This window comes from Arthrobacter sp. TJ-238 (assembly GCF_058269215.1).
The window spans coordinates 358743-378025 of the sequence record NZ_JBZCNH010000002.1; the positions used below are offsets into that span (position 1 = coordinate 358743).

General features: G+C 70.8%; 21 protein-coding genes. 11 read left to right on the forward strand and 10 right to left on the reverse strand.

All coding sequences use genetic code 11. From position 1 onward, the window contains the following. Positions 1-10 precede the first annotated feature (10 nt). The 4 genes from AC4D2O_RS04995 (at position 11) to AC4D2O_RS05010 (ending at position 5591) form a co-directional block, all read left to right on the forward strand. Positions 11-2773, forward strand: a complete 2763-nt coding sequence (locus tag AC4D2O_RS04995; protein ID WP_490905512.1) for a galactose oxidase early set domain-containing protein — start codon at positions 11-13, stop codon at positions 2771-2773. After that, positions 2770-3300, forward strand: a complete 531-nt coding sequence (locus AC4D2O_RS05000) for a hypothetical protein (RefSeq protein WP_490905513.1) — start codon at positions 2770-2772, stop codon at positions 3298-3300. Before AC4D2O_RS04995 ends, AC4D2O_RS05000 begins: the two co-directional genes overlap by 4 nt. A 151-nt stretch (positions 3301-3451) precedes the next feature. Next, complete coding sequence (locus AC4D2O_RS05005; RefSeq protein ID WP_490905514.1) at positions 3452-4516, forward strand: LysM peptidoglycan-binding domain-containing protein; 1065 nt, start codon at positions 3452-3454, stop codon at positions 4514-4516. Positions 4517-4571: 55 nt separating this feature from the next. Then, positions 4572-5591: an LLM class flavin-dependent oxidoreductase gene (locus tag AC4D2O_RS05010; RefSeq protein WP_490905515.1), complete on the forward strand. Its 1020-nt coding sequence runs from the start codon at positions 4572-4574 to the stop codon at positions 5589-5591. Positions 5592-5625: 34 nt separating this feature from the next. Here AC4D2O_RS05010 and AC4D2O_RS05015 read toward each other — a convergent pair whose 3' ends face one another. Continuing rightward, complete coding sequence (locus AC4D2O_RS05015) at positions 5626-6345, reverse strand: GAF and ANTAR domain-containing protein (RefSeq protein ID WP_490905516.1); 720 nt, start codon at positions 6343-6345, stop codon at positions 5626-5628. A 203-nt stretch (positions 6346-6548) separates the two neighbouring features. Between AC4D2O_RS05015 and AC4D2O_RS05020 the strand changes: the two genes are divergently transcribed. Next, positions 6549-7286, forward strand: coding sequence for a GAF and ANTAR domain-containing protein (locus AC4D2O_RS05020; RefSeq protein WP_490905517.1), 738 nt, complete (start codon positions 6549-6551; stop codon positions 7284-7286). Here the strand turns inward: AC4D2O_RS05020 and AC4D2O_RS05025 are convergent. After that, positions 7267-7698, reverse strand: a complete 432-nt coding sequence (locus AC4D2O_RS05025; RefSeq protein WP_490905518.1) for a GAF domain-containing protein — start codon at positions 7696-7698, stop codon at positions 7267-7269. The genes AC4D2O_RS05020 and AC4D2O_RS05025 overlap by 20 nt on opposite strands. A gap of 4 nt (positions 7699-7702) precedes the next feature. On the opposite strand from AC4D2O_RS05025, the gene AC4D2O_RS05030 reads away from it, so the two are divergent. Then, positions 7703-7933 (forward strand): hypothetical protein, encoded by a 231-nt coding sequence (locus tag AC4D2O_RS05030; protein WP_490905519.1) that lies wholly within the window; start codon positions 7703-7705, stop codon positions 7931-7933. Here AC4D2O_RS05030 and AC4D2O_RS05035 read toward each other — a convergent pair. Continuing rightward, positions 7916-8797 (reverse strand): hypothetical protein, encoded by an 882-nt coding sequence (locus tag AC4D2O_RS05035; RefSeq protein WP_490905520.1) that lies wholly within the window; start codon positions 8795-8797, stop codon positions 7916-7918. The genes AC4D2O_RS05030 and AC4D2O_RS05035 overlap by 18 nt on opposite strands. Positions 8798-8991: 194 nt before the next feature. On the opposite strand from AC4D2O_RS05035, the gene AC4D2O_RS05040 reads away from it, so the two are divergent. Together AC4D2O_RS05040 and AC4D2O_RS05045 are read left to right on the forward strand one after the other, a co-directional pair. Next, positions 8992-9801 carry a hemerythrin domain-containing protein gene (locus AC4D2O_RS05040; protein ID WP_490905521.1) on the forward strand — a complete coding sequence of 270 codons (810 nt, stop codon included), beginning with the start codon at positions 8992-8994 and terminating at the stop codon, positions 9799-9801. 119 nt (positions 9802-9920) lie between these two features. Continuing rightward, the gene (locus AC4D2O_RS05045) at positions 9921-10076 is read left to right on the forward strand and encodes a hypothetical protein (RefSeq protein WP_490905522.1); all 156 of its coding nucleotides are present in this window, start codon (positions 9921-9923) and stop codon (positions 10074-10076) included. Here AC4D2O_RS05045 and AC4D2O_RS05050 read toward each other — a convergent pair. Together AC4D2O_RS05050 and AC4D2O_RS05055 are read right to left on the reverse strand one after the other, a co-directional pair. Continuing rightward, complete coding sequence (locus AC4D2O_RS05050) at positions 10073-10297, reverse strand: hypothetical protein (protein WP_490905523.1); 225 nt, start codon at positions 10295-10297, stop codon at positions 10073-10075. The genes AC4D2O_RS05045 and AC4D2O_RS05050 overlap by 4 nt on opposite strands. Positions 10298-10329: 32 nt before the next feature. Further along, positions 10330-10779, reverse strand: a complete 450-nt coding sequence (locus AC4D2O_RS05055; protein ID WP_490905524.1) for a hypothetical protein — start codon at positions 10777-10779, stop codon at positions 10330-10332. Between the two features lie 70 nt (positions 10780-10849). Here AC4D2O_RS05055 and AC4D2O_RS05060 point away from each other — a divergent pair, with 70 nt between their 5' ends. Next, the gene (locus tag AC4D2O_RS05060; protein WP_490905525.1) at positions 10850-11662 is read left to right on the forward strand and encodes an SDR family oxidoreductase; all 813 of its coding nucleotides are present in this window, start codon (positions 10850-10852) and stop codon (positions 11660-11662) included. Here the strand turns inward: AC4D2O_RS05060 and AC4D2O_RS05065 are convergent. From AC4D2O_RS05065 to AC4D2O_RS05085, 5 genes are all read right to left on the reverse strand, one after another. Next, on the reverse strand, positions 11659-12552 hold the full coding sequence (locus AC4D2O_RS05065; protein ID WP_490905526.1) for a carbohydrate ABC transporter permease: 894 nt from the start codon (positions 12550-12552) through the stop codon (positions 11659-11661). The two genes, AC4D2O_RS05060 and AC4D2O_RS05065, sit on opposite strands and share 4 nt — an antisense overlap. A gap of 25 nt (positions 12553-12577) precedes the next feature. Continuing rightward, positions 12578-13546 carry a carbohydrate ABC transporter permease gene (locus AC4D2O_RS05070; protein ID WP_490905528.1) on the reverse strand — a complete coding sequence of 323 codons (969 nt, stop codon included), beginning with the start codon at positions 13544-13546 and terminating at the stop codon, positions 12578-12580. Then, positions 13546-14874 carry an ABC transporter substrate-binding protein gene (locus AC4D2O_RS05075; RefSeq protein ID WP_490905529.1) on the reverse strand — a complete coding sequence of 443 codons (1329 nt, stop codon included), beginning with the start codon at positions 14872-14874 and terminating at the stop codon, positions 13546-13548. The genes AC4D2O_RS05070 and AC4D2O_RS05075 overlap by 1 nt, the downstream gene beginning before the upstream one ends. 106 nt (positions 14875-14980) lie before the next feature. After that, positions 14981-15955, reverse strand: coding sequence for an aldo/keto reductase (locus tag AC4D2O_RS05080; RefSeq protein WP_490905530.1), 975 nt, complete (start codon positions 15953-15955; stop codon positions 14981-14983). Between the two features lie 190 nt (positions 15956-16145). Further along, positions 16146-16784 carry a ScbR family autoregulator-binding transcription factor gene (locus AC4D2O_RS05085; protein ID WP_490905531.1) on the reverse strand — a complete coding sequence of 213 codons (639 nt, stop codon included), beginning with the start codon at positions 16782-16784 and terminating at the stop codon, positions 16146-16148. A gap of 100 nt (positions 16785-16884) precedes the next feature. On the opposite strand from AC4D2O_RS05085, the gene AC4D2O_RS05090 reads away from it, so the two are divergent. Both AC4D2O_RS05090 and AC4D2O_RS05095 read left to right on the forward strand, forming a co-directional pair. Next, entirely contained in the window at positions 16885-18195 is a 1311-nt protein-coding gene (locus tag AC4D2O_RS05090; protein ID WP_490905532.1) for an AI-2E family transporter, read from the forward strand. Continuing rightward, complete coding sequence (locus AC4D2O_RS05095) at positions 18188-19171, forward strand: D-2-hydroxyacid dehydrogenase (protein WP_490905533.1); 984 nt, start codon at positions 18188-18190, stop codon at positions 19169-19171. The genes AC4D2O_RS05090 and AC4D2O_RS05095 overlap by 8 nt, the downstream gene beginning before the upstream one ends. The last annotated feature ends 112 nt before the right edge of the window (positions 19172-19283 follow it).

The following is a 19283-nucleotide window of genomic DNA, read 5'->3' on the forward strand; positions in this document are numbered from 1 at the left end:
AAGGGATCGAATGAATGCTCTACGGGCTCTCCGCGTCCGGGGCCTGGCCGTGCTGACCACCGTGCTTCTGGTCGGTCTGGTCGGTGTCTCGCCCGCGAGTGCCGCGCCGTGTACCTGGGGGACGCAGTGCGTCGCCGTCAGCATGTCCGCACCCGCCTCCGGTGCCACCCTCAGCGGCACCGTGCCACTGGAGGCGACCGCGCGGGCCACCCAGCCCGCCCGCGGTGCGATCGTCAAGGTCGAATGGTGGCTCTACCACCCCGACTTCACCCGGCAGGTCCCCGAGAACGGTGAGGGCAAGATCCTGCTAGCCGAGTCGACCACACCGGCCGCAGGTACCCGCACGGACGGCACCTGGCGCAGTTCCTGGGTCGTCGCCAACCGGATGACCACCAGGGACGGGGCCTACGAGCTGCCGGGCACGCGTACCTATACCCTGCCGAACACGGCGGGGTATACCGTTGAAGCGCACGTCCTCGACGAGGAGTGGGTGCGTACCTGGGGCGGGCCTCCCGGCCGCAGCCCGGCGGCCAATGTCACCATAAACTTCGGTGGCACCACCACGCCTCCACCGACGACGACCCCTCCGGCCGCCAACGAGGTCCGCATCGGAGCCGCCGTCCGCACCCTGACCGGCACGAACATCTACCGCGCGGCGGGAGCCCTCGTGCGCTACACCGGCACGCGGAGCCCGGCCAACCCGTACGGTGTGGAGGTGGCCGTCGGACCCGACAACAAGGTCACGGCCGTCTCGCGCTACCAGCCGGGCATGGCGATCCCGGCTGGAGGCTACGTGCTGTCCGGACATGAGGCCTCCGCTGCCTGGCTGGACGCCAACGCCCCGGTCGGCGCGACGGTTCAGGTGGGTGGTGGCACGACGACGCCGCCGCCGCCCACGCCGACTCCGACGCCGACCCCGACTCCGACGCCGACCCCGACTCCGACGCCGAGCCCGACTCCGGCGCCGACCACCCCACCGCCGACGACCCCGCCGGCCGCCAACGAGATCCGGATCGGGACGGCGAAACATGTCCTGAACGGCACCAACGTGGCGCGTGAGGCCGACTACCTGGTGCGCTACACCGGCACCGCGAGCCCGGCCAACATGTGGGGCTTCGAGGTCGCCGTCGGAGCCGACGGCAAGGTCGCCTCGATCAGCAGGCGCCAGCCGGGTATGGCCATCCCGGGCGGAGGCTACGTCCTGTCCGGCCACGGCGAGTCCGAGCGCTGGCTCGAACTCAACGCGCCGGTCGGCGCGACGGTCACCCTGCCGGGCGGAACGCCGCCGCCGACGACGACACCCACGACGCCGCCGCCCACCACCCCGCCACCGGCCACCGGCCTGGCGGCGACAGGGCGCTGGAGCATCGCGAATGCCCCACTGCCTGCCCGGGCGATCCACTCGACGCTGCTGCGCGATGGCAGGGTCCTGCTGCTCGCGGGCTCCGGCAACAACACCGGCGACTTCGACGCCGGCACCTTCAAGAGCGCCGTGTGGAACCCCTCCACCGGGGCGTTCAAGGAGATCCGGGTGCCCTACGACATGTTCTGCGCGGGGCACGTCACCCTGCCGGACGGCCGGGTGCTCATCAGCGGTGGCACCGATGGTTACGCAGGCCACAAGAATGCGGTCGGATACGTGGGGTCCAAGCAGTCCTACATCTTCGACCCGGCCACCGACAGCTACACCAAGGTCAACGACACCATCGAGGGCCACTGGTACCCGACGCTGACCAAGCTCGAGAACGGCAACATCTGGTCCGTCGGCGGTTACGATAACCGCGACGGCGTGGCCAAGGGTTCTACGGCCGTGGAGATGTTCAACGCCACGACCAACCAGTGGCAGTCCCGTGCGGCCACCCCCCAGACCAACCGGTACTGGGGTACCTACCCGCACTTCTTCCTCATGGCCAATGGCAATCTGTTCTTCACGGGTGGCTACACCTTCGGCAATTCGCCGTCGGCCACGGGGTCGGTCATCCACAACTGGCGCAACGCCACCAGCGGCGACGTCCCCGGCCTGCGAAACCGGCAGCTGCGTGACCAGGCCAGCTCGGTCCTGCTTCCTCCGGCGCAGAACCAGACCTTCATGATCGCCGGTGGCGGCTCGACCGACCGAGGCGGGGCGACCAACAGCGTCGACCTGATCAACCTCAACTCGGCCAACCCCGCCTGGACTCCCGGACCGGCGCTGCCCGGGTCGGAGGGCCGGATGTACGTCAACCTCACGACGCTGCCGGACCGGACCGTCCTTGCCTCCAACGGCAGCACGGGACCCCGTGCGGGCAACGTGCTGCGGGCGGCGACGTACAACCCCGCGACCAACGCCTGGACCACGGTCGCGGCGGATCCGGTGGGACGTAACTACCACTCCTCCTCGCTGGTGCTGATGGACGGTCGCGTGGCGGTCTTCGGCTCCAACCCGGCCGACGGCTCGTTCGAGATGCGCGTGTCGGTCTACGAACCGGGCTACCTGTTCAAGGGCACGCGCCCGACGATCACGGCAGCTCCGGGGGCCACCACCTACGGTGCGGGGTTCGACCTCGGCGTCACCGGTGACGTGGTCAGCGCCTCGCTCACCGCCGTCGGGTCGGCCACCCACCAGACGGACACCAACGCCCGCCTGGTGGACCTGCCCATCACCGGCACCGGCACGACGCGTCGTGCCTCCGTGCCGTCCAACTCCGCGCTGCTGCCGCCCGGCCCGTACATGCTCACGGTCCTGGATGCCAGCGGTACCCCCTCCGTCGCCAGGATGGTGAATGTCCGATGAGAGCAAAGATCATGGCAGCGGCAGCAGCAGGACTGCTGCTGCTCAGCGGGTGCGCAATCGAGTCCGCCGTAGGCGCCCCTGGCGCTCCGGGCGTGGAGGCGCCCCCGGTACAGGCGGCGGACGCCCGGCCGGATGCGCAGATCCCCGAGGCCGACGTCCCGATCGCGGACGTCGCTCCCGAGGCCGCGGAGGTCAACGAGCCCGGGCCTGAGCAGGCGCAGGGCATCACGATGACCTCCGACACGGTCAAGGGCCTGGAGGCGGGTGATGTGTCGGACACGGCGCTGGCCGGCGGATGCGTACCGGGCTACGGCACGGACGGGCGGTGCCTTCCGCCCATCCCGCCCCGGCTGGTGGCCGAGCACGCCGGTCATGCGGGGATGGACGGGCCGGAGATGGCCATGTTCTACACCTGCGAGGATGTCCGGGCCCTGATCCCCGACGGCCTGGCCACGGAGGAGGACCCGCTCGGGCTCGACTCCAACGGGGACGGCATCGCCTGCGGCGCGGGTGACGACGCCAAGTAGGACGATGACAGGCAGACAACACGGACGAGCGGCGGGAAGGCAGCACATGGTCACCCGCCGCTCGTTCGTCCTTGGAGCAGCCTGGGCTGCCGCACTTCCCTCCCTGACCCATCCCCACGACAAGCCCCTCCCGACATTCAGGAGCAAGGTCATGACGCCACTGCCGAGCCGCGTGGTCGCCGGCTACTGGACGCACTGGGGCTCGCCGCTCCGGCTCAAGGAGATCCCGGCGCACTACAACACCGTCTTCCTGTTCTACGCCACCCCGGTGGGCGGCGCACCGGGCACCACCGGTGCCGTGCAGTGGAACGATCCGGGTGACGGGCGCGGAGCGGCCACCCACTTCGCGGCGGACCTGGCCGAGTTCCGCAGGACGCGCACGGCGATCCTCACGGTCGGAGGCGCACAGGCCAACGTGGACATCTCCACGCGTGCGCGCGCCCAGACCTTCCTGGACAGCATCGAGCGCATCTACGGCGAGCTCGGCGGATTCGACGGGCTCGACTGGAACAACTACGAGGGCGACCAGCAGCCCAACACCGAGCAGATGATCTGGGTCTCCCGGCAGCTCAAGGCCATGTACGGGCAGGACTTCGCGATCACCAGCCCACCGGCGCCCTGGCGTGCGGTCGACATGGTCCACTGCAGGGCGATGATCGACGCGGGCGTCCTGGACATGGTCAGCCCCCAGTACTACGACGGCCCCGACCTCTCCGCCGAGAACTACATCGTGCGCTCCGTCGACGAATGGGTGGCGCGGATGGGCGACGCCGGCCGTGTCGGCGTCGGCTTCGGCCTGGGCAATGCGGCCAACTACTCCACCCGCGCCGTCGTCGAGGGCGCGTGGAAGACCGTGGCTGCCCGCCATCCCGAGCTCCGGGGCGCCTTCAACTGGTCCTTGTCGATCGACGAGGGACTGGGCTGGCCGTTCGCCACGGACATCGGCCCCCTCGTGAAGATCGGTGTTCCCGAGACGACCCTGCCGCCCGTCCTCCCGATTCCGCTGCCCTCCCCGAGCCGCACCCACACCGTGGTCGCGGGGGACACCCTGTCCGGCATCGCGACGCGTCTCGGTATCGCCGACTGGAAGGAGATCGCCGACCTCAACGACGACGTCGAGCCCGAGGGCCTGCGTCCTGGCCAGCGCCTTGCGCTGCCCGACGCCGCTGGGGAGCCGGCCGTCCCGGATCCCGTCGCGCCGCATCCTCCCGGATGAACGGCGCGGCACCGGTCCCGGGAATGGGGACACGCTCCCCAGCGCTACAGCAACCATGAAGAAGATCGGATTCCTGTCCTTCGGCCACTACCAGGACGTGCGTGGCTCCCTCGTCCCGACGGCCCGCGAAGCCCTCGTCCAGGCCGTGGAACTCGCCGTGGCCGCGGAGGAGCTCGGCGTCGACGGCGCCTACATGCGCGTGCACCACTTCGCCCCGCAGTACTCCGCGCCCTTCCCGCTGCTGGCGGCGATGGCCGCACGGACGAAGACGATCGAGCTCGGAACCGGCGTGATCGACATGCGGTACGAGAACCCGCTCTACATGGCCGAAGAAGCCGCGGTCACCGACCTCATCAGCAACAGGCGGCTGCAGCTCGGTATCAGCCGCGGCTCGCCCGAGACAGCCCTGGACGGCTTCCGCAGCTTCGGCTACGTACCCGGGGAAGGCTCCACCGACGCCGATCTCGCCCGTGACAAGACGGCCCTGTTCCGCGCGGCGATCGCCGGGCACGGTATCGCGGAGGCCAACCCCCGCATGACGGGCAGCACGGGTAAGCTGCCCGTCGATCCACTCTCACCCGGACTCTCCGAGCGCATCTGGTGGGGCTCGGGCACCAGGGCGACGGCCCGGTGGACGGGGGAGCAGGGCATGAACCTGATGAGCTCGACGCTGCTGACCGAGGACACGGGCGTGCCGTTCAACGAACTGCAGGCCGAGCAGATCGACGTCTTCCGGAAGGCGTGGGCGCAGGCAGGCCACGAGGGGACGGGGAGGGTCTCCGTGAGCCGCAGCATCCTGCCCATCGTCAGCGAGACGGACGAGTACTACTTCGGCGTCCGTGCTCAGCGGGAGACGACGGACCAGGTAGGGATCCTCGACGGCGCACGGTCCCGCTTCGGGCGAAGCTACATCGGGCCCCCCGACGTCATCGCCGACCAGCTCGCGGCAGACGCAGCTGTGCAGGCCGCCGACACGGTGCTGGTGACGATCCCCAACCAGCTCGGCGTCGAGTTCAACGCAGCGCTCCTCGGGAACATCGTCAGGTTGGTGGGCCCAGCAGCCGGCCTGCGCTGACGTCACCCGGCCCGTGGCGAGGCGGTCCGGCTGCCTAGGACGCGGAGGAGTCCAGGCCGCCGGTCAGTTCCAGGGCGACCTCTGCCACGGTGCGCCGGCCCTCCTGCGCACGGGCGACGAGCTCCCGCAGGGCCGCGCGGTCGTCGATGCCGCGCTGCGCCATGAGGATGCCCTTGGCCATGCCGATGCGGTCACGTGTCTGCAGGGCGCCGGCCAGTTCGGTCCGGATGCGCAGGGGCGTCTCCGTTGTCTGCACATGACCGAGCAGGGCGGCGGCGGAGGCTGCGAAACGCGACAGCGCGCGCTCGGTCGCCTCGTCGAAGGCATGCGCCTCCGTCGAGTAGACCTTCATGGCGCCGATCGTGGTCTGCCCCTGGATCAGCGGAACGCTCTGGCAGGAGCGCACCGACATCTCGGCGGCCGCCGCAGCCCACCGCGGCCAGCGCTGACCGGGAGCGGTCGTGTCGTCGGCCCGTGCGGGGCTGCTCGTGGCCCACGCGTCGAGGCAGGGCCCCTCGGAGAGTTCGTACTGCAGCTCGTCGGCTCGCAGGACCGATCCGTCGGTCGCGCCGCTGCTCGTCCGTCGGCCATGGTGGATGAGGGAGACGCCGGCACCGGTGGCGCCGGGAATGAGATCCCTCGCCGCTTCGGCGAGGAGGTCCACGGCGTGCTGGACGGTTTCCTCGGTGAGGAGCAACCCGCGGATACGGCCGAAAGCCGCGGCGAGGTCGTTGAGAGTGGGTTCGGAGTTCATGGTGTGCCTTCAGAAATCCTGTGCCGGTCAGAACCGACGGAAGATCCAGCCCACTACTGGACCGGTTCCAAGATAGCGGCCGCGCCCGCGCGTGGGAAATCTCCTCATCCGGTATCCAGGGTCGGCACCATGGCCGGGCCGGAGCATGGTTTGTACCATGGGTGCAGTTGTCCGGTCGGCGTCTCGCTTCGAAGGGATCTGCGATGAAGGAAGGGCCCGCTCTCCGGTCCCTCGAACACACGCAGCACCTCCTGCAGGACCTGGTGATGACCAGTACGGGGCTCGACGACTTCCTCCAACGGCTCGTCGAGCTCGCAACCGGGGCACTTACGGGAGATCCGGGGCGTGTCATGGTGGGCGTCACCGTCCTGCGGCAGCGCGCGAAGGCCGCGATCACAGGTACCTGCCCGACGGCACGCACCCTCACCGCCATCCAGTACCGGTTCGGCGACGGTCCCGCCGTGCAGGCGGCCAACGGCGGGACGGTGGAGGTGGAGGATTTCCTGCGAAGCGCCGACTTCCCGCTCTACGGCGCAGCGGCACTGCAGCGCGGCATCCGCTCCGCTCTCGGGGTGCCGGTCCCGCTGGACGGCCCGGAGACGGCCGTCCTCACCTACTATGCGCGTGAACCCCGTGCCTTCCCCGGGGAGGCGGTCCACCGGGTGGAGCAGTTCACGGCCATGGCGGCCACGCCGCTGGGACTCACGGTCCGGCTCGCAGGGCTCACCGACAGGACCGAACAGCTCACCGCTGCCATGGAGTCCCGCACGACCATCGACCTGGCGGCGGGAGTGATCATGGCGCGCAGGGGGTGCACGCAGGACGAGGCGATCGGGCTCCTGCGCGCGGCCTCGAGCGCGCGGAACATGCGGCTCCGGGACGTCGCGTCGGACGTCCTCGCGAGCACCGTCGAGGCCCCGGTCAGCACGCACTTCGACTGAGCCGTACGCCTGGTCGCGTCAGGGCCGTCTCGAGGTCCTTCTGCCGGTCGTCCAGGTACGCTGCCCGCACCGCGAACCGCAGGGAGGCGGACGCGGACACGGCGAGTGCCTCGGCCGCCTCGCTGCCCGCGCGGTCGAAGGCATGGGGCTGAGCCGCATCGACGTTCAACGCCGCCTGCCCCTCGTCCCCGAGGGCGATGGGGACCCCGAGGATCGACCGGATGCGCCCGGTGTCGAGCCGGCCGAGATAGGTGGGCCAGCGCGGGTCCAGCGCCGTGTCGGAGCAGTACACCGTCGTCCCCGTCACGGCCGCTTCGAGACACGGCCCCTCCTGGAAACGGTTCTGGAACTCGTCGGCTCTCCGTGCGATCTCGTCGCTCGCAGCCAGCGTGCCCGCTTTCCGCCGGCGCACCAGTGTGATCGCGCAGGAGACGTCCCCCCGTCGTCGACAGCCGGCGCGCGGCGATGCCGGCGAACTCGTCGAGGAAGGCCTGGATATCGGCCGTCCCGGTCAGCAGCGCGAACAGCTCGTCGCTGACACTGCTCAGTTCCTGCTGCTCTTTCATATCGTTCCCCCGGCCCGGCCGACATGGCGCTCCGCAGTCTACGCCGCGTGTGCCGGCGCCGGTTCAGTCACCGAGGGTTGAGCGGTCCGCCGCGGCGCGGTCCACTTCCTCCTTCGCCCCGGCGACGGCGTCGTCCGCCTCACGGGCCGCCCGTTCCAGGTCGGCCGCCTCCGAATCGATGTCGGCGTGTTCCCTGCGCAGCGCCTCCAGGCGCTCCTCGAGATCCTCGATCGACGCGGCCACCCCGTCGCGCCGCACCGCCAGGCGCTGCGATCTCCGCTGCAGATCCGCGGCGGCGTCCTCGGCTTCCGCGAGTGCGTCGCGTGCCACTGCGAGACGTGCCTCGGCCTCCTTGCGCTCGCGTGCGCCCGGCTTCTTCGGGCTCCGCTCGTGGCCCGGGGTCGTGTCGTCCACGCTGTCGCCGTCCTGCCCGGGCGCGGTGAACGGGCCGCCCACGGCGCCCGTCAGGTCCACAGGATCCCAGCCCGACGCCTCCAGTGTGCGGACGAGCCGCCCGGTCAGCACCGCCGCGGCTGCCGCCGGGTCCGCGAGGGCGGCACGCAGCGTCTGTTCGACGCCGGGCAGGGCGCCGGACCCGGCGTCGACCCCGGCCTCCGCAGCTGCCTCGAGCGACTGGCGGGCGACGGCGGCGAGCAGCCGTTGGCGCTGCTGGCCGAGCGCGTGGAGCTGCGCCCGGTCGAGGTCGGCCTGCGCCTCCTTCAGCGAGGCTCCGAGCTCCAGTACCTGCTCCACCTCGTCCCTGCGGCGGGTGACGAGCAGGTTGACGAGCCAGGCGGCGGAGGCGGGCTTGGGGAGTTTGCGCAGTACGGCGGCGAGATCCTTTTCGCCTGCCTGCGAGGCCTGCTTCGCGGCGGCGTTGCGCGCCTCCGTGAACCGGTCGAGCGGCAGCGCATAGAGGGCCGAGGCCTGGTCCACGAGGTCCATGGTGCTGCGTCCTTCCGTCCGGCCCGCGGTGCGTCGCCCGGGAGCGGGATCCACCCGGCTGCGAGCACGCCCGATTATAGGCACCGGGGCCCCGGGGAACCAGCACCATTTGACCTGTGTGGATCGTCCACCGGCGGGTAGAGATGGAAGAGGTGCCCCGCACAGCTCGATGTCCCCCCGTCCCAGGAGATTCCTTGTACACCTCGGTAGCAGACCAGACCACGGACCAGCTCGGCGGACCCCTCAGCGTGCTCGTGCGGCAGAAGCGGGACCATGTGAGGCTCAGCGCGCTGATGGAGCGCCTGAGGGGGACCACCGGCGAGGACCAGGCTGCGGTCCTGCTGGACATCTACCGCCTGGTGTTCCCCCACGCCTTCGCCGAGGAGTCGGTACTGTGGCCCGTGATGCGCCGGGTCCTCCCGGATGGCGAGGAGCTGACGCTCGAGGTGGAGCGCGAGCACCAGGAGGTCAACGAACTCGTCACCAAGCTCGAAGGGCTCGAGGACGGGTCTCCCGAGCGGGCGGACGTGCTCGGTCGCCTCACGGAGGTCCTCGACGACGACGTCCGCGACGAGGAGGACGCCCTGTTCCCGCGACTCCAGGCCCGGGTCACCCGGCGGGAGCTGCAGGTGCTCGGCGTGCTCTGGGAACTCGTGCGGCGGATCGCCCCCACACGCGCCCACCCGGTGGTCGCCCGCCGCCCGCCGGGCAACGTCGTCGCCGCCCTGCCGCTGTCGGTCCTCGACCGCTGCCGCGACGCCGTGGACCGCGCGCTCCTCGGCGCTCCCGACTCCGCGACGCCGGCACTCCACCGGGCCAGTTCCGCGCTCGCCGCGGCCTCGCACGCCGTCGAACTGCTGCCCATCATGCGGTCCGGCGAGGATCCCTCCACGCGCGCCGTCGCAGGCAGGCCGCCGTTCCCTTGGGGGGCCGCGGTGCTCGGTGCCGCCGCCGCCGGGCTCGTCGTCGTCGCCCTGCGCCGGTCGGTACGCCGGCGCGGATAGGGCTCCGGCGTGCCGCGTCCAGCTTCAGACCGCTGCGGTGCAGGGTGGCCGCGGGCCGCGCGTCGGTGTGTACTGGGTGGAGCGGCGTTGCCCGCCCCTGCGAGGAGAGGACGTATGCGATGGAAACCCGATGCCCCAGCTGCGGGTCTGCCCTGACCGAGCTCGACGAGGGCCAGTGGCCGGCCGAAGGGCCTGTGCCGGCCGGGACGATCGCCGTGTTCCAGTGCGAGCAGGACCACCGGGTCACGGTCGGGCAGACGCAGGTCTCGGCCTAGGCTCCCGCGTCCTCGATGATGCGCGAGAGCTCGTCCCGGAGCACCCGCGCCTCGTCGACCGTGATCTCGAGATGCTGGTCCTGTTCCACCCAGCCGATCCTGATCATCGGCCGGTCCTGCGCGTCCGCGGTGTGGGACAGCCCGACGGCGAGGGCACGGCCCCCGGTTCGCGTCACGTCCCCGACGATCAGCTCGCCGCCGTCATCCTCTGCAATGGCCATGGCTCCTCCTCGGTCGGATTGCTCCTCCCATGCTAGGCGCCCGCCTCGGCCGGGCGCAGGGCGAGATTCGGGTGCAGCAGTTCGAAGCCCTCGGCGGTGAGGGCATCCCTGTCGAACGCGTCCGGCAGCAGGACTACGGTGGCCCTGCTGTCGCGGATGCTGGGGCCCGCCGTCCCGGATTCGAGGGGCGTGCATTCGAGACCCACCCCGATGCCCTCCTCGACCAGGAGGCATACGGTGCCCTCGGTGCCCGTCCCGTCCACGGGCGTCGCCGCGAAGTACTCGACGCCGTCGCGTTCGGCCAGGAAGCGCGTGCTGTCGAGGTCGATGCCGTCGAGGTCCGTCCGGATGGTCAGGACGTCCTGCTCCGTCTGCTCCTGATCCAGCAGCCCGATCACCGGTCCCGTGCAGCCCGTGAGGGCGAGCACCGCCGCGCCGCTCCATGCGGCCGGCAGCAGGAGACGGGACGGCAGGCGGCGCATGGGACTCCTGGGGACGGAACGGGAGGTGGCGGTCCCAGCCTAGCGAAGCACCGCGGCTAGGGTGGAGGCCATGAACTCCACTTCGCTGGCAGGGCGCACGTTCGTGGTCACCGGTGTCAGCCGGCGCAAGGGCATCGGCTACGCCGTCGCCTCGCGCCTCGCCGGCATGGGCGCGAGCCTCTTCCTGCACCACTACGCACCGCATGACGCCGATCAGCCCTGGGGTGCCGACAGCATCGACGACGTCGTGGCCTCCCTGCGCGGCCGGCTGCGGGACGGGGCGGGCCTGGCCCACGCGAGCATCGACCTCGCGCGGCACGACGGCGGTGAGCTGCTCGTCGGAGAGGCCCGCTCGGCGCTCGGCCATCTCGACGGGCTGGTCTGCAACCACGCGAGGAGCGGGGGAGACGGCCGGCTCGACGGGATCTCCTGGGAGGACCTCGATGCGCACTGGCAGGTCAACACGCGCTCCACCATCCTCGCGACGCAGCACTTCGCCGACCAGCACGACGGCCGGGAGGGCGGGCGCGTCATCTGGATGACGTCCGGGCAGGTCACCGGCCCCATGCCGGGGGAGATCGCATACGCGGCGTCCAAGGCGGCGCTCGCGGGACTCACGGCCTCCGTCGCCGACCACCTCGTGGACCGGCGCATCCTGCTGAACACCGTGAACCCGGGTCCGGTCAACACCGGCTACCTCGACGACGACACGGCGGACCGGCCACCCGAGACCCTGCGGGACGTCCTCGCGCACTTCCCGTCGGGGCGCTTCGGTGAACCCGACGACCCCGCGCGGCTCATCGCCTGGCTGCTGAGCGACGAGGGGCGCTGGATGGTGGGTCAGGTGCTGAGCACGGAGGGCGGCTTCCGGCGCTGGGCCTAGCGGATGCCGCTCCGCGCCAGGCCCTGTACGAAGTACTTCTGGAACGCGAGGAACATGATGATGATCGGTGTGATGGAGAGCAGCGCGAGCGCCATGATGGCCCCGTAGTCGGCGCCGTACTGACCCTGCAGGTACAGCAGCCCGATGGGCAGCGTGAACAGCTGGGCGTCCTTCAGGGCGATCAGCGGCCACGCGAAGTCGTTCCACTGGTACATCACCGTCAGCAGCACCAGCACGGCGATGAGCGGCTTGCACAGGGGCAGGATGATCTGCAGGAAGATGCGCACGGTCCCGGCGCCGTCCATCCTGGCTGCCTCCAGGAGTTCGTCCGGGATGGCGATGATGAACTGCCGGGCGAGGAAGATCCCGAAGGCGGACGCCGCCGACGGGAAGATGACCGCCCAGAACGTGCCGTAGATCCCGAGCTCGGTGACGAGGCGGAACTGCGCCACCATCAGCACCTGGACGGGCACCATCATGGTGCTGAGGACCAGCAGGAAGACGAAGCCCTTGGCCCTGAAGTCGAGCTTCGCGAAGGCGTAGCCGGCGAGCAGGTTCACCGAGACGGTGAGGACCGTGATGATCGCGGTGACCACCACCGAATTTCCGAACCAGGTGGCCGCGGGGAAGGTGCCGAAGATGGTCCGGAAGTTGTCGAGGGTCCACTCGGACGGCCAGAGCTGCAGCTCGCGGCTCACGACGTCGGCGCTCGGTGAGAAGGCGATCGTGATCATCCAGTACAGCGGGAACATCATCACGAGGCCCACGACGGCGGCGGTCACCAACCGCGCGACCGCGGAGGCCCGCTGCGCGGGTGACACGCGCCGGGCGCGGGGTGTGAAGCCTGCCGGGGCGGCTGCCCGCTCGCGGGCGGGAAGGGGGTGTGCCATGGGGATCCTGTCCTGTCCTGGAGGGCTAGCCGACGGTGTCGCGCGAGCGGTTGCCCCGCCACTGGATGGCCGTGAAGACGAGCGTGACCAGGAAGATCACGATCCCGATGGCCGCGGCGTAGCTCTGGTCGCGGGTCACGAAGCCGTTCTCGTAGGCGTAGGTGACGAGCACCGACGTCGACCGCCCGGGCCCGCCGCCCGTCATCACGAAGATGGTGTCGAAGACCTGGAACGAATAGATGACGTCCATGATCAGGAGGAAGAACGTGGACGGGCCCACGAGCGGCACCGTGAGGTAGCGGAACTGCTGCCACGAGCTCGCCCCCTCCAGCCGCGCGGCCTCGTACAGTTCCGGCGAGATGCCCTGGAGCCCGGCGAGGTAGATGACCATGTTGAACCCCACCCGGATCCACAGGGTCACCAGGATGATCGAGGTAAAGGCCGCCGTACCCTGCGACTGCCACGGGACGGTGGCGAGCCCGCCCTCCCGGAGCAGCTTGTTGATGATGCCCGTGGCCTCGTCGAACAGCAGGACGCCCATGAGGGCCGTCGCGATGCCCGAGATGACCATGGGCAGGTAGATCAGTGTGCGGAACAGCTTCCGGCCGGGCAGCACCGAGTTCATGAGCACGGCGAGACCGAGCCCGAGGGCCAGGCTCAGCGGCACCGTGATCAGCGTGAAGGCGGCCGTGTTGAGCGCCGACTGCCAGAACGTGGGGTCCGTGACGAGGCGCCGGTAGTTCTCGAGGCCCACCCAGCCGCTGGCCCCGAAGCCGCTGGACTCCTGGAAGCTGATGAGGAACGCCCAGCCGAGCGGGAGGAAGAGGAAGATGCCGAGCAGGATCAGGTTGGGGCCGAGGAACCCCGCGGCAGCGCCTGTGGAGCGCTGCTGCCGCGAGGTCCTGCCGGGCCTGGCCGTGTAGGTGGCCGCCGGGGAGGGCGGTGGAGGGGTGCTGCCGGTCGACTCCTCGCGGGCCGAGGTGTCGGCGGACATCAGCCGGCTGCCTCGTCGACGGCCGCAGCGATGTTGGCGAGCGTCTGCTCCACGGGCTGGCCCTGGGTGAAGGCGGCCTCCAGCTGGTCCCGGAGCTTCGGGTTGATGGTCGCCATGGCCGGTGAGGTGAGCTGCTGGACGTCACCCGGCTCCAGCGTGGTGGCCTGCTCCACGAAGATGCCGGCGATGTCGGGCCGCGTCTGGTAGTCCAGTTCGGTGCCGACGAGGCTGTTGAGGGTGGGCAGCTCCATGGCGCGGGCGCAGAAGTCGGACATCTGGTCCGGCTGCGTCATGAACTTCAGGAACTCGGCCGCGAGCTCGGGGTTGCGGGCGCTCCTGGTGGCGACGAGGGCGTTGCCACCGAGGTCGCAGGCGCCGCGCTCGTCGCGCGGGAGGTAGGTGGCGCCCCACTCGAAGCCCTGGATGTTCTCCTCGAGACCGGGCAGGACGAAGTTGCCCACGAAGGCCATGGCCGTGGTGCCCGCGGAGAACGCGTCGTCGGCGTACGTCGAGGACTTCACGGAACTGCTGGGAGGCACGAGGCCGTCGGTGAAGAAGCCCTGCGTGAACTCGAGCGCCTTCCTGCCGGCGTCGGAGTCGATGGCCGACCCGGTGAGGTCGTCATTGAAGAGGCGTCCGCCCGCCTGGAACAGCCAGCTCAGCCACCGCGTGGAACCGCCGAGCTGCCAGTTGTACACGAAGGGGTAGAGGTCGTCGGGGAGGGACCCGCGCAGCTGCTCCGCCACCTGCCGGAACTCGTCCCACGTCCAGGCGGAGTCGAGGCTGTCGGGGACGCTCCCGATGCCGGCCTGCTCGAAGAGGTCCGTGCGGTACACGAGGGCCGAGGTGTCCGTCTGGTGGGGGACGCCGAAGGGCTTGCCGTCGAACTGCACCGCCTGCCACATCGACGGCAGGAATTCCTCGGCGGCCGCGGTGTCGAAGTAGCTGCTGAGGTCCAGGAGCTGGTCCTGGCTGCTGTAGGCGCCGATGGTGCCGTAGTCCACGCGGAACAGATCGGGGGCCGTGCCTGCCTGCAGCTGCGCATCGATGTTCTGGAAGATCTGTTCGTAGGGGACGAGGTTGAGCTCCACCTTCGCGCCGGAATTCGCGGCCTCGAAGGCGGCGATGCCGTTCCGGAAGCCCTCCTCCTCGGCCGGGCTGCCCCACGTGGTGAAGGTGAGGGTGTCGGCGTCGCCGTCGCCCCCTCCGCCCCCTCCGCCCCCGCCGTCCCCTCCGCCCCCGCCGCCGAATCCGGCGCAGCCGTTGAGTGCCGCCGCCGCTGCGAGGAAACCTGCGCCGCCGAGGATCTGCCGTCTGGAAATGGTCATCGTTGTGCCTTCCGGGTCAGGGTGGTCACAACGTACAGCACCCCACCGACGCCGCTCCAGCTCTTGCTACGCGGGGCCTATCACGGTAGGGCGGCCGGCGCGGGTGTCAGAAGCCGACGACGGCGTGCGGCACGTAGTGCTCCTCGAGGGCCGCGACCTCGTCCCCGGTCAGCTCGAGGTCGAGCGACGCGAGGGCGTCCTCGAGGTGGTGCGGCTTGCCGACGCCGACGATCGGCGCCGACACCACGGGATTGCGGGACACCCAGGCGAGGGCCACCTGCGCCCGGGTCACGCCGCGTGCCTCGGCCACCGTGCCGACGGCGTCGGAGACGCGGCGGTCGGCATCGACGGTGCCGTAGAGGGTCTTGCCGAACTGGTCGGACTCCGAGCGCGACGTCGTCTCGTCCCACGCCCGCGTGAGCTTGCCGCGTGCGAGCGGGCTCCAGGGGAGGACGCCGATGCCCTGGTCGGCGCACAGTCCGTACATCTCGCGTTCCTCCTCACGATTGATGAGGTTGTAGTGGTCCTGCATGGTGACGAACCGCGTCCACCCGTTCAGGCGCTGGAGGTAGAGGGCCTTGGAGAACTGCCACGCGAACATCGAGGACGCGCCGATGTAGCGCACCTTGCCCGCCTTCACGACGTCGTGCAGGGCCTCGAGGGTCTCCTCGAGGGGCGTCGCGGGGTCGAAGCGGTGGATCTGGTACAGGTCCACGTAGTCGGTGCCGAGGCGGCGGAGGCTGTTGTCCAGTTCCGCGAGGATCGCCTTGCGGGAGAGGCCGGCTCCGTTGGGTCCCTCGTGCATGCGCCCGTGCACCTTGGTGGCGATGACGGTGTCCTCGCGGCGCGTGAAGTCGGCCAGGGCCCGTCCGACGATCTCCTCGCTCGAGCCGTCCGAGTAGACGTTGGCGGTGTCGAAAAAGTTGATCCCGGCGTCGACGGCGGCGCGGATCAGGGGCCGGCTCTCCTCCTCGGGCAGCGTCCACGCGTGGTTGCCCCGGTCCGGGGTGCCGTAGCTCATGCAGCCGAGTGCGAGGGGCGAGATGTCGAGGCCGGTGGAGCCGAGTTTCACGTAGCGCATGGTTCCACTCTAGTCAGGGCCCTCCCTTCCAGGGAGGTAAGGAGCGGGCGCCCAGTGAAGCCGTTCGCTACCGTGGGCGCCCGCGGGCGTGACCCTTGCGGATCGGGCAGGGGGCTTCCCCCACGGAGCCCCTACCATGCCAGCAGCAACTGTAGCCGTGTACCGGCGGAAAACAAACCGCATGACCGGTTTATGGCGAATCGAGGAAGAGATCCACCAGCCGCGGCACCCGCTCCTGCCGGTCGGCGGCCATGACGCCGGGCAGCAGCATCCGCCACAGGTCCCCGAGGCGTTCCAGCACGTCCTGCCGTCCCGTCAGGATGTCGGACACCATCTGCACGCCCGTGTAGGAACCCACGACCAGGCGGGCGAACGTCTCCGCATCGAGTTCCCGGCGCAGGTCGCCGTCGTCCTGCGCCGCGCGTGCGAGCTCCGCGAAGCTCGTCGACCAGTCCAGGTAGGGCTGCCGGACGTCATGCCCGAAGGCCGACGCCTCGAAGGTCAGGCGGATGCCGGCGCGCATCAGCGGGTGCTCGATGAGCTGCAGCGTGAATCCGCGGCAGACCAGGACCATGGTCTCCATCGCCGGTCGGCCCAGTGCCTGGACCCGCGCACCCTCGGCGGAGGCCATCGCGTGCTGCTCCCCGATGACGGCGACGGCGAGGTCCTCCTTCGCAGGGAAGTGGAAGTACAGCGCGCCCTTGGTGACGCCGGCCTCGGTGGCGACGGCAGCCAGGGCGGTGCCGCCGTAGCCCTGCTCCTGGAAGATGCGGGCGGCGGCGCCGATGATCGCCGTGCGCGTGGACCGCGCGCGCTCCTGCTGCACCATCAGGCGCCGCCGGATCCGGATGCTCGCTTCATGCTCCAATTGTCCGCCAGATGGCAAGCGGCACACCGGATGTTGCGCCCGGCTAGGGCAGGATGGCTACGTGACACGCTCAGGATCCGGCAACCCGGACGATCAGACACCCGCCCCGCGCCGACCCCTGCGGCGGCGGCAGCCGCAGGCACCGGCCCCGGAGCCGCACGGTTCCTCCGTGGCCCGGCGGTTCCGCCCGCACGCGTTCGCCGACGGCCTGCGGGCCAGCGCTGCCTGGACGGCGCGCTGCATCATCGTCCTCGCCGGCCTCGTCATCCTCTGGTACCTGACGCGGGCGCTGTGGTCGATCGTCCTGCCGACGCTGTTCGCGCTGCTTCTCGCCTCGGTCCTTTGGCCCGTCAACCGGTTCCTGCGTCGGGGCCTGCCCAAGGTCCTCGCCGCCCTCGCCACGCTGCTCGGGTTCGTCGGCGTGGTCGTGGGGATCGGGGCACTGACCGTCCCCGCCATCGCGAGCGGCATCACCGACCTCTCAGGCTTGGCCCGGGACAACGTCGCGGACCTCGCGGCCTTCGTGGCCCGCCCGCCGCTCAACCTCGACGCGGTGAACCTCGACGGGATCGTGGACACCGCCCTGGCCCAGCTGCAGGCGAACGTGGGGAACATCGTCAGCGGGATCACGGCGGGCCTCAGCGAGGTGACCTCGGCCACCATCGTGGTGCTGCTGGCGCTCGTGTTCACGTTCTTCTGCCTCAAGGACGGCGACCGCTTCATGCCGTGGGCGTCCCGCTGGACCAACTCCGCGGCCTACGGCCACGCCTCGATGATCGCCAGCGGCACCTGGCGGACGCTCTCCTCCTACATCTTCGCGCAGGCCACCGTGGCGCTGGTGGACTCCGTGTTCATCGGCCTGGGCCTCGTGCTGCTGGACATCCCGCTCGCCGTCCCGCTGGCCGTGCTCGTGTTCTTCTCCGCCTTCGTGCCGGTGGTCGGAGCCATCGTCTCCGGACTCGTGGCAACCCTCGTGGCGTTCCTCGCCTACGGCTGGGTGACGGCGCTGATCGTGCTCGGACTGGTGATCCTCGTGCAGCAGCTCGAGAGCAACTTCATCCAGCCGCTCCTGGTGGGCCGCACGCTCGAGATCCATCCCGCCGTCGTCCTGGCCTCCGTCACGGCGGGCGGCACGCTCTTCGGCATCGTCGGGGCGTTCCTCGCCGTGCCCACCACGGCCGTGGCGATCGTCGTCCTGCGGTACCTGCGTGACCTCTCGATCGAGAACCGCCCGGAGACCGGCGTGGCGTCCGGCAACCCCGACGCCGTGCCTGCCCATGCCCCGCCCGACGCGGGCGGTGGCGGGCCCGCCGCGGAGACGCCGGCCGAGCCCGGGCCCGTCGGGCACCGCGCGGAGCAGCCCGGTGACTAGGCGCCCCGTGATCCGCCCCGTGATCGCCGTGCTGGAGGGCGGGCGTCCGGTGCGGGGGCTCGAGCGCGTCGCCGGGCTCGCCGACGTGCGCGTCACCGGGGCGGAGGGCCTCGCCCGGGCGCTCGACGGCGCCGACGTGCTGTACCTCTGGGACTACTTCTCCGGTGCCCTGCCCGCCGCGTGGCACGCCGCCGGGTCCCTGCGCTGGCTGCATGTGGCGGCGGCCGGCGTGGACAAGCTCCTGTTCCCCGAGCTGGTGGCCTCCGACGTCGTCGTGACCAACGCGCACGGCGTCTTCGACCAGCCGATGGCCGAGTACGTGCTGGGCGCCATGCTGAACGCCGCGAAGGGCTTCGGCCCGCTGCGCGACGCCCAGCGGGAGGCGCGGTGGGCGTGGCGCGAGGGCCGCAACGTCGCCGGCAGCCGGGCGCTCGTGGTGGGGACGGGCAGCATCGGCCGCGCCACCGCCCGGCTGCTGCGGGCCGTCGGAGTGCGCGTCGAGGGTGCAGGACGCACCGCGAGGGAACACGACGACGACTTCGGCCGCGTGCACGCGACGGCGGACCTGGCGGCCGTGGTCGGCGCGTTCGACTACGTGATCCTCCTGGCGCCGCTGACGCCGGCGACCGAGAACCTCCTCAGCGCAGAGGTCGTCGCCGCCCTGAAGTCCACCGCCGTCCTCATCAACGCAGGGCGCGGCCGGCTTGTGGACGAGGGCGCCCTCGTGGACCGGCTGAGCGACGGGACGCTCGCCGGCGCGGTGCTCGACACGTTCGCCGTCGAGCCCCTGCCGCAGGAGAGCCCGCTGTGGTCGCTGCCCTCGGTGCTCGTGACCCCCCACATGGCGAGCAACGCCGATTCCTGGCTCGACGACCTCGCGGCACAGTTCGAGCGGAACCTCCTGCTCTGGATGGACGGCCGGCCGCTGCCCGGCGTCGTCGACAAGATGCTCGGCTACGTGCCCTCGACGGGCTGATCCGCCGGCGCCTGGGCCTGGATGACGAGCAGCATGGTCCCCTCGGGATCACGGACGTACGCCACGGTCTCGCCCCAGCGTAGGCCCATGGACCTCCGCCTCGCAGGGAGCG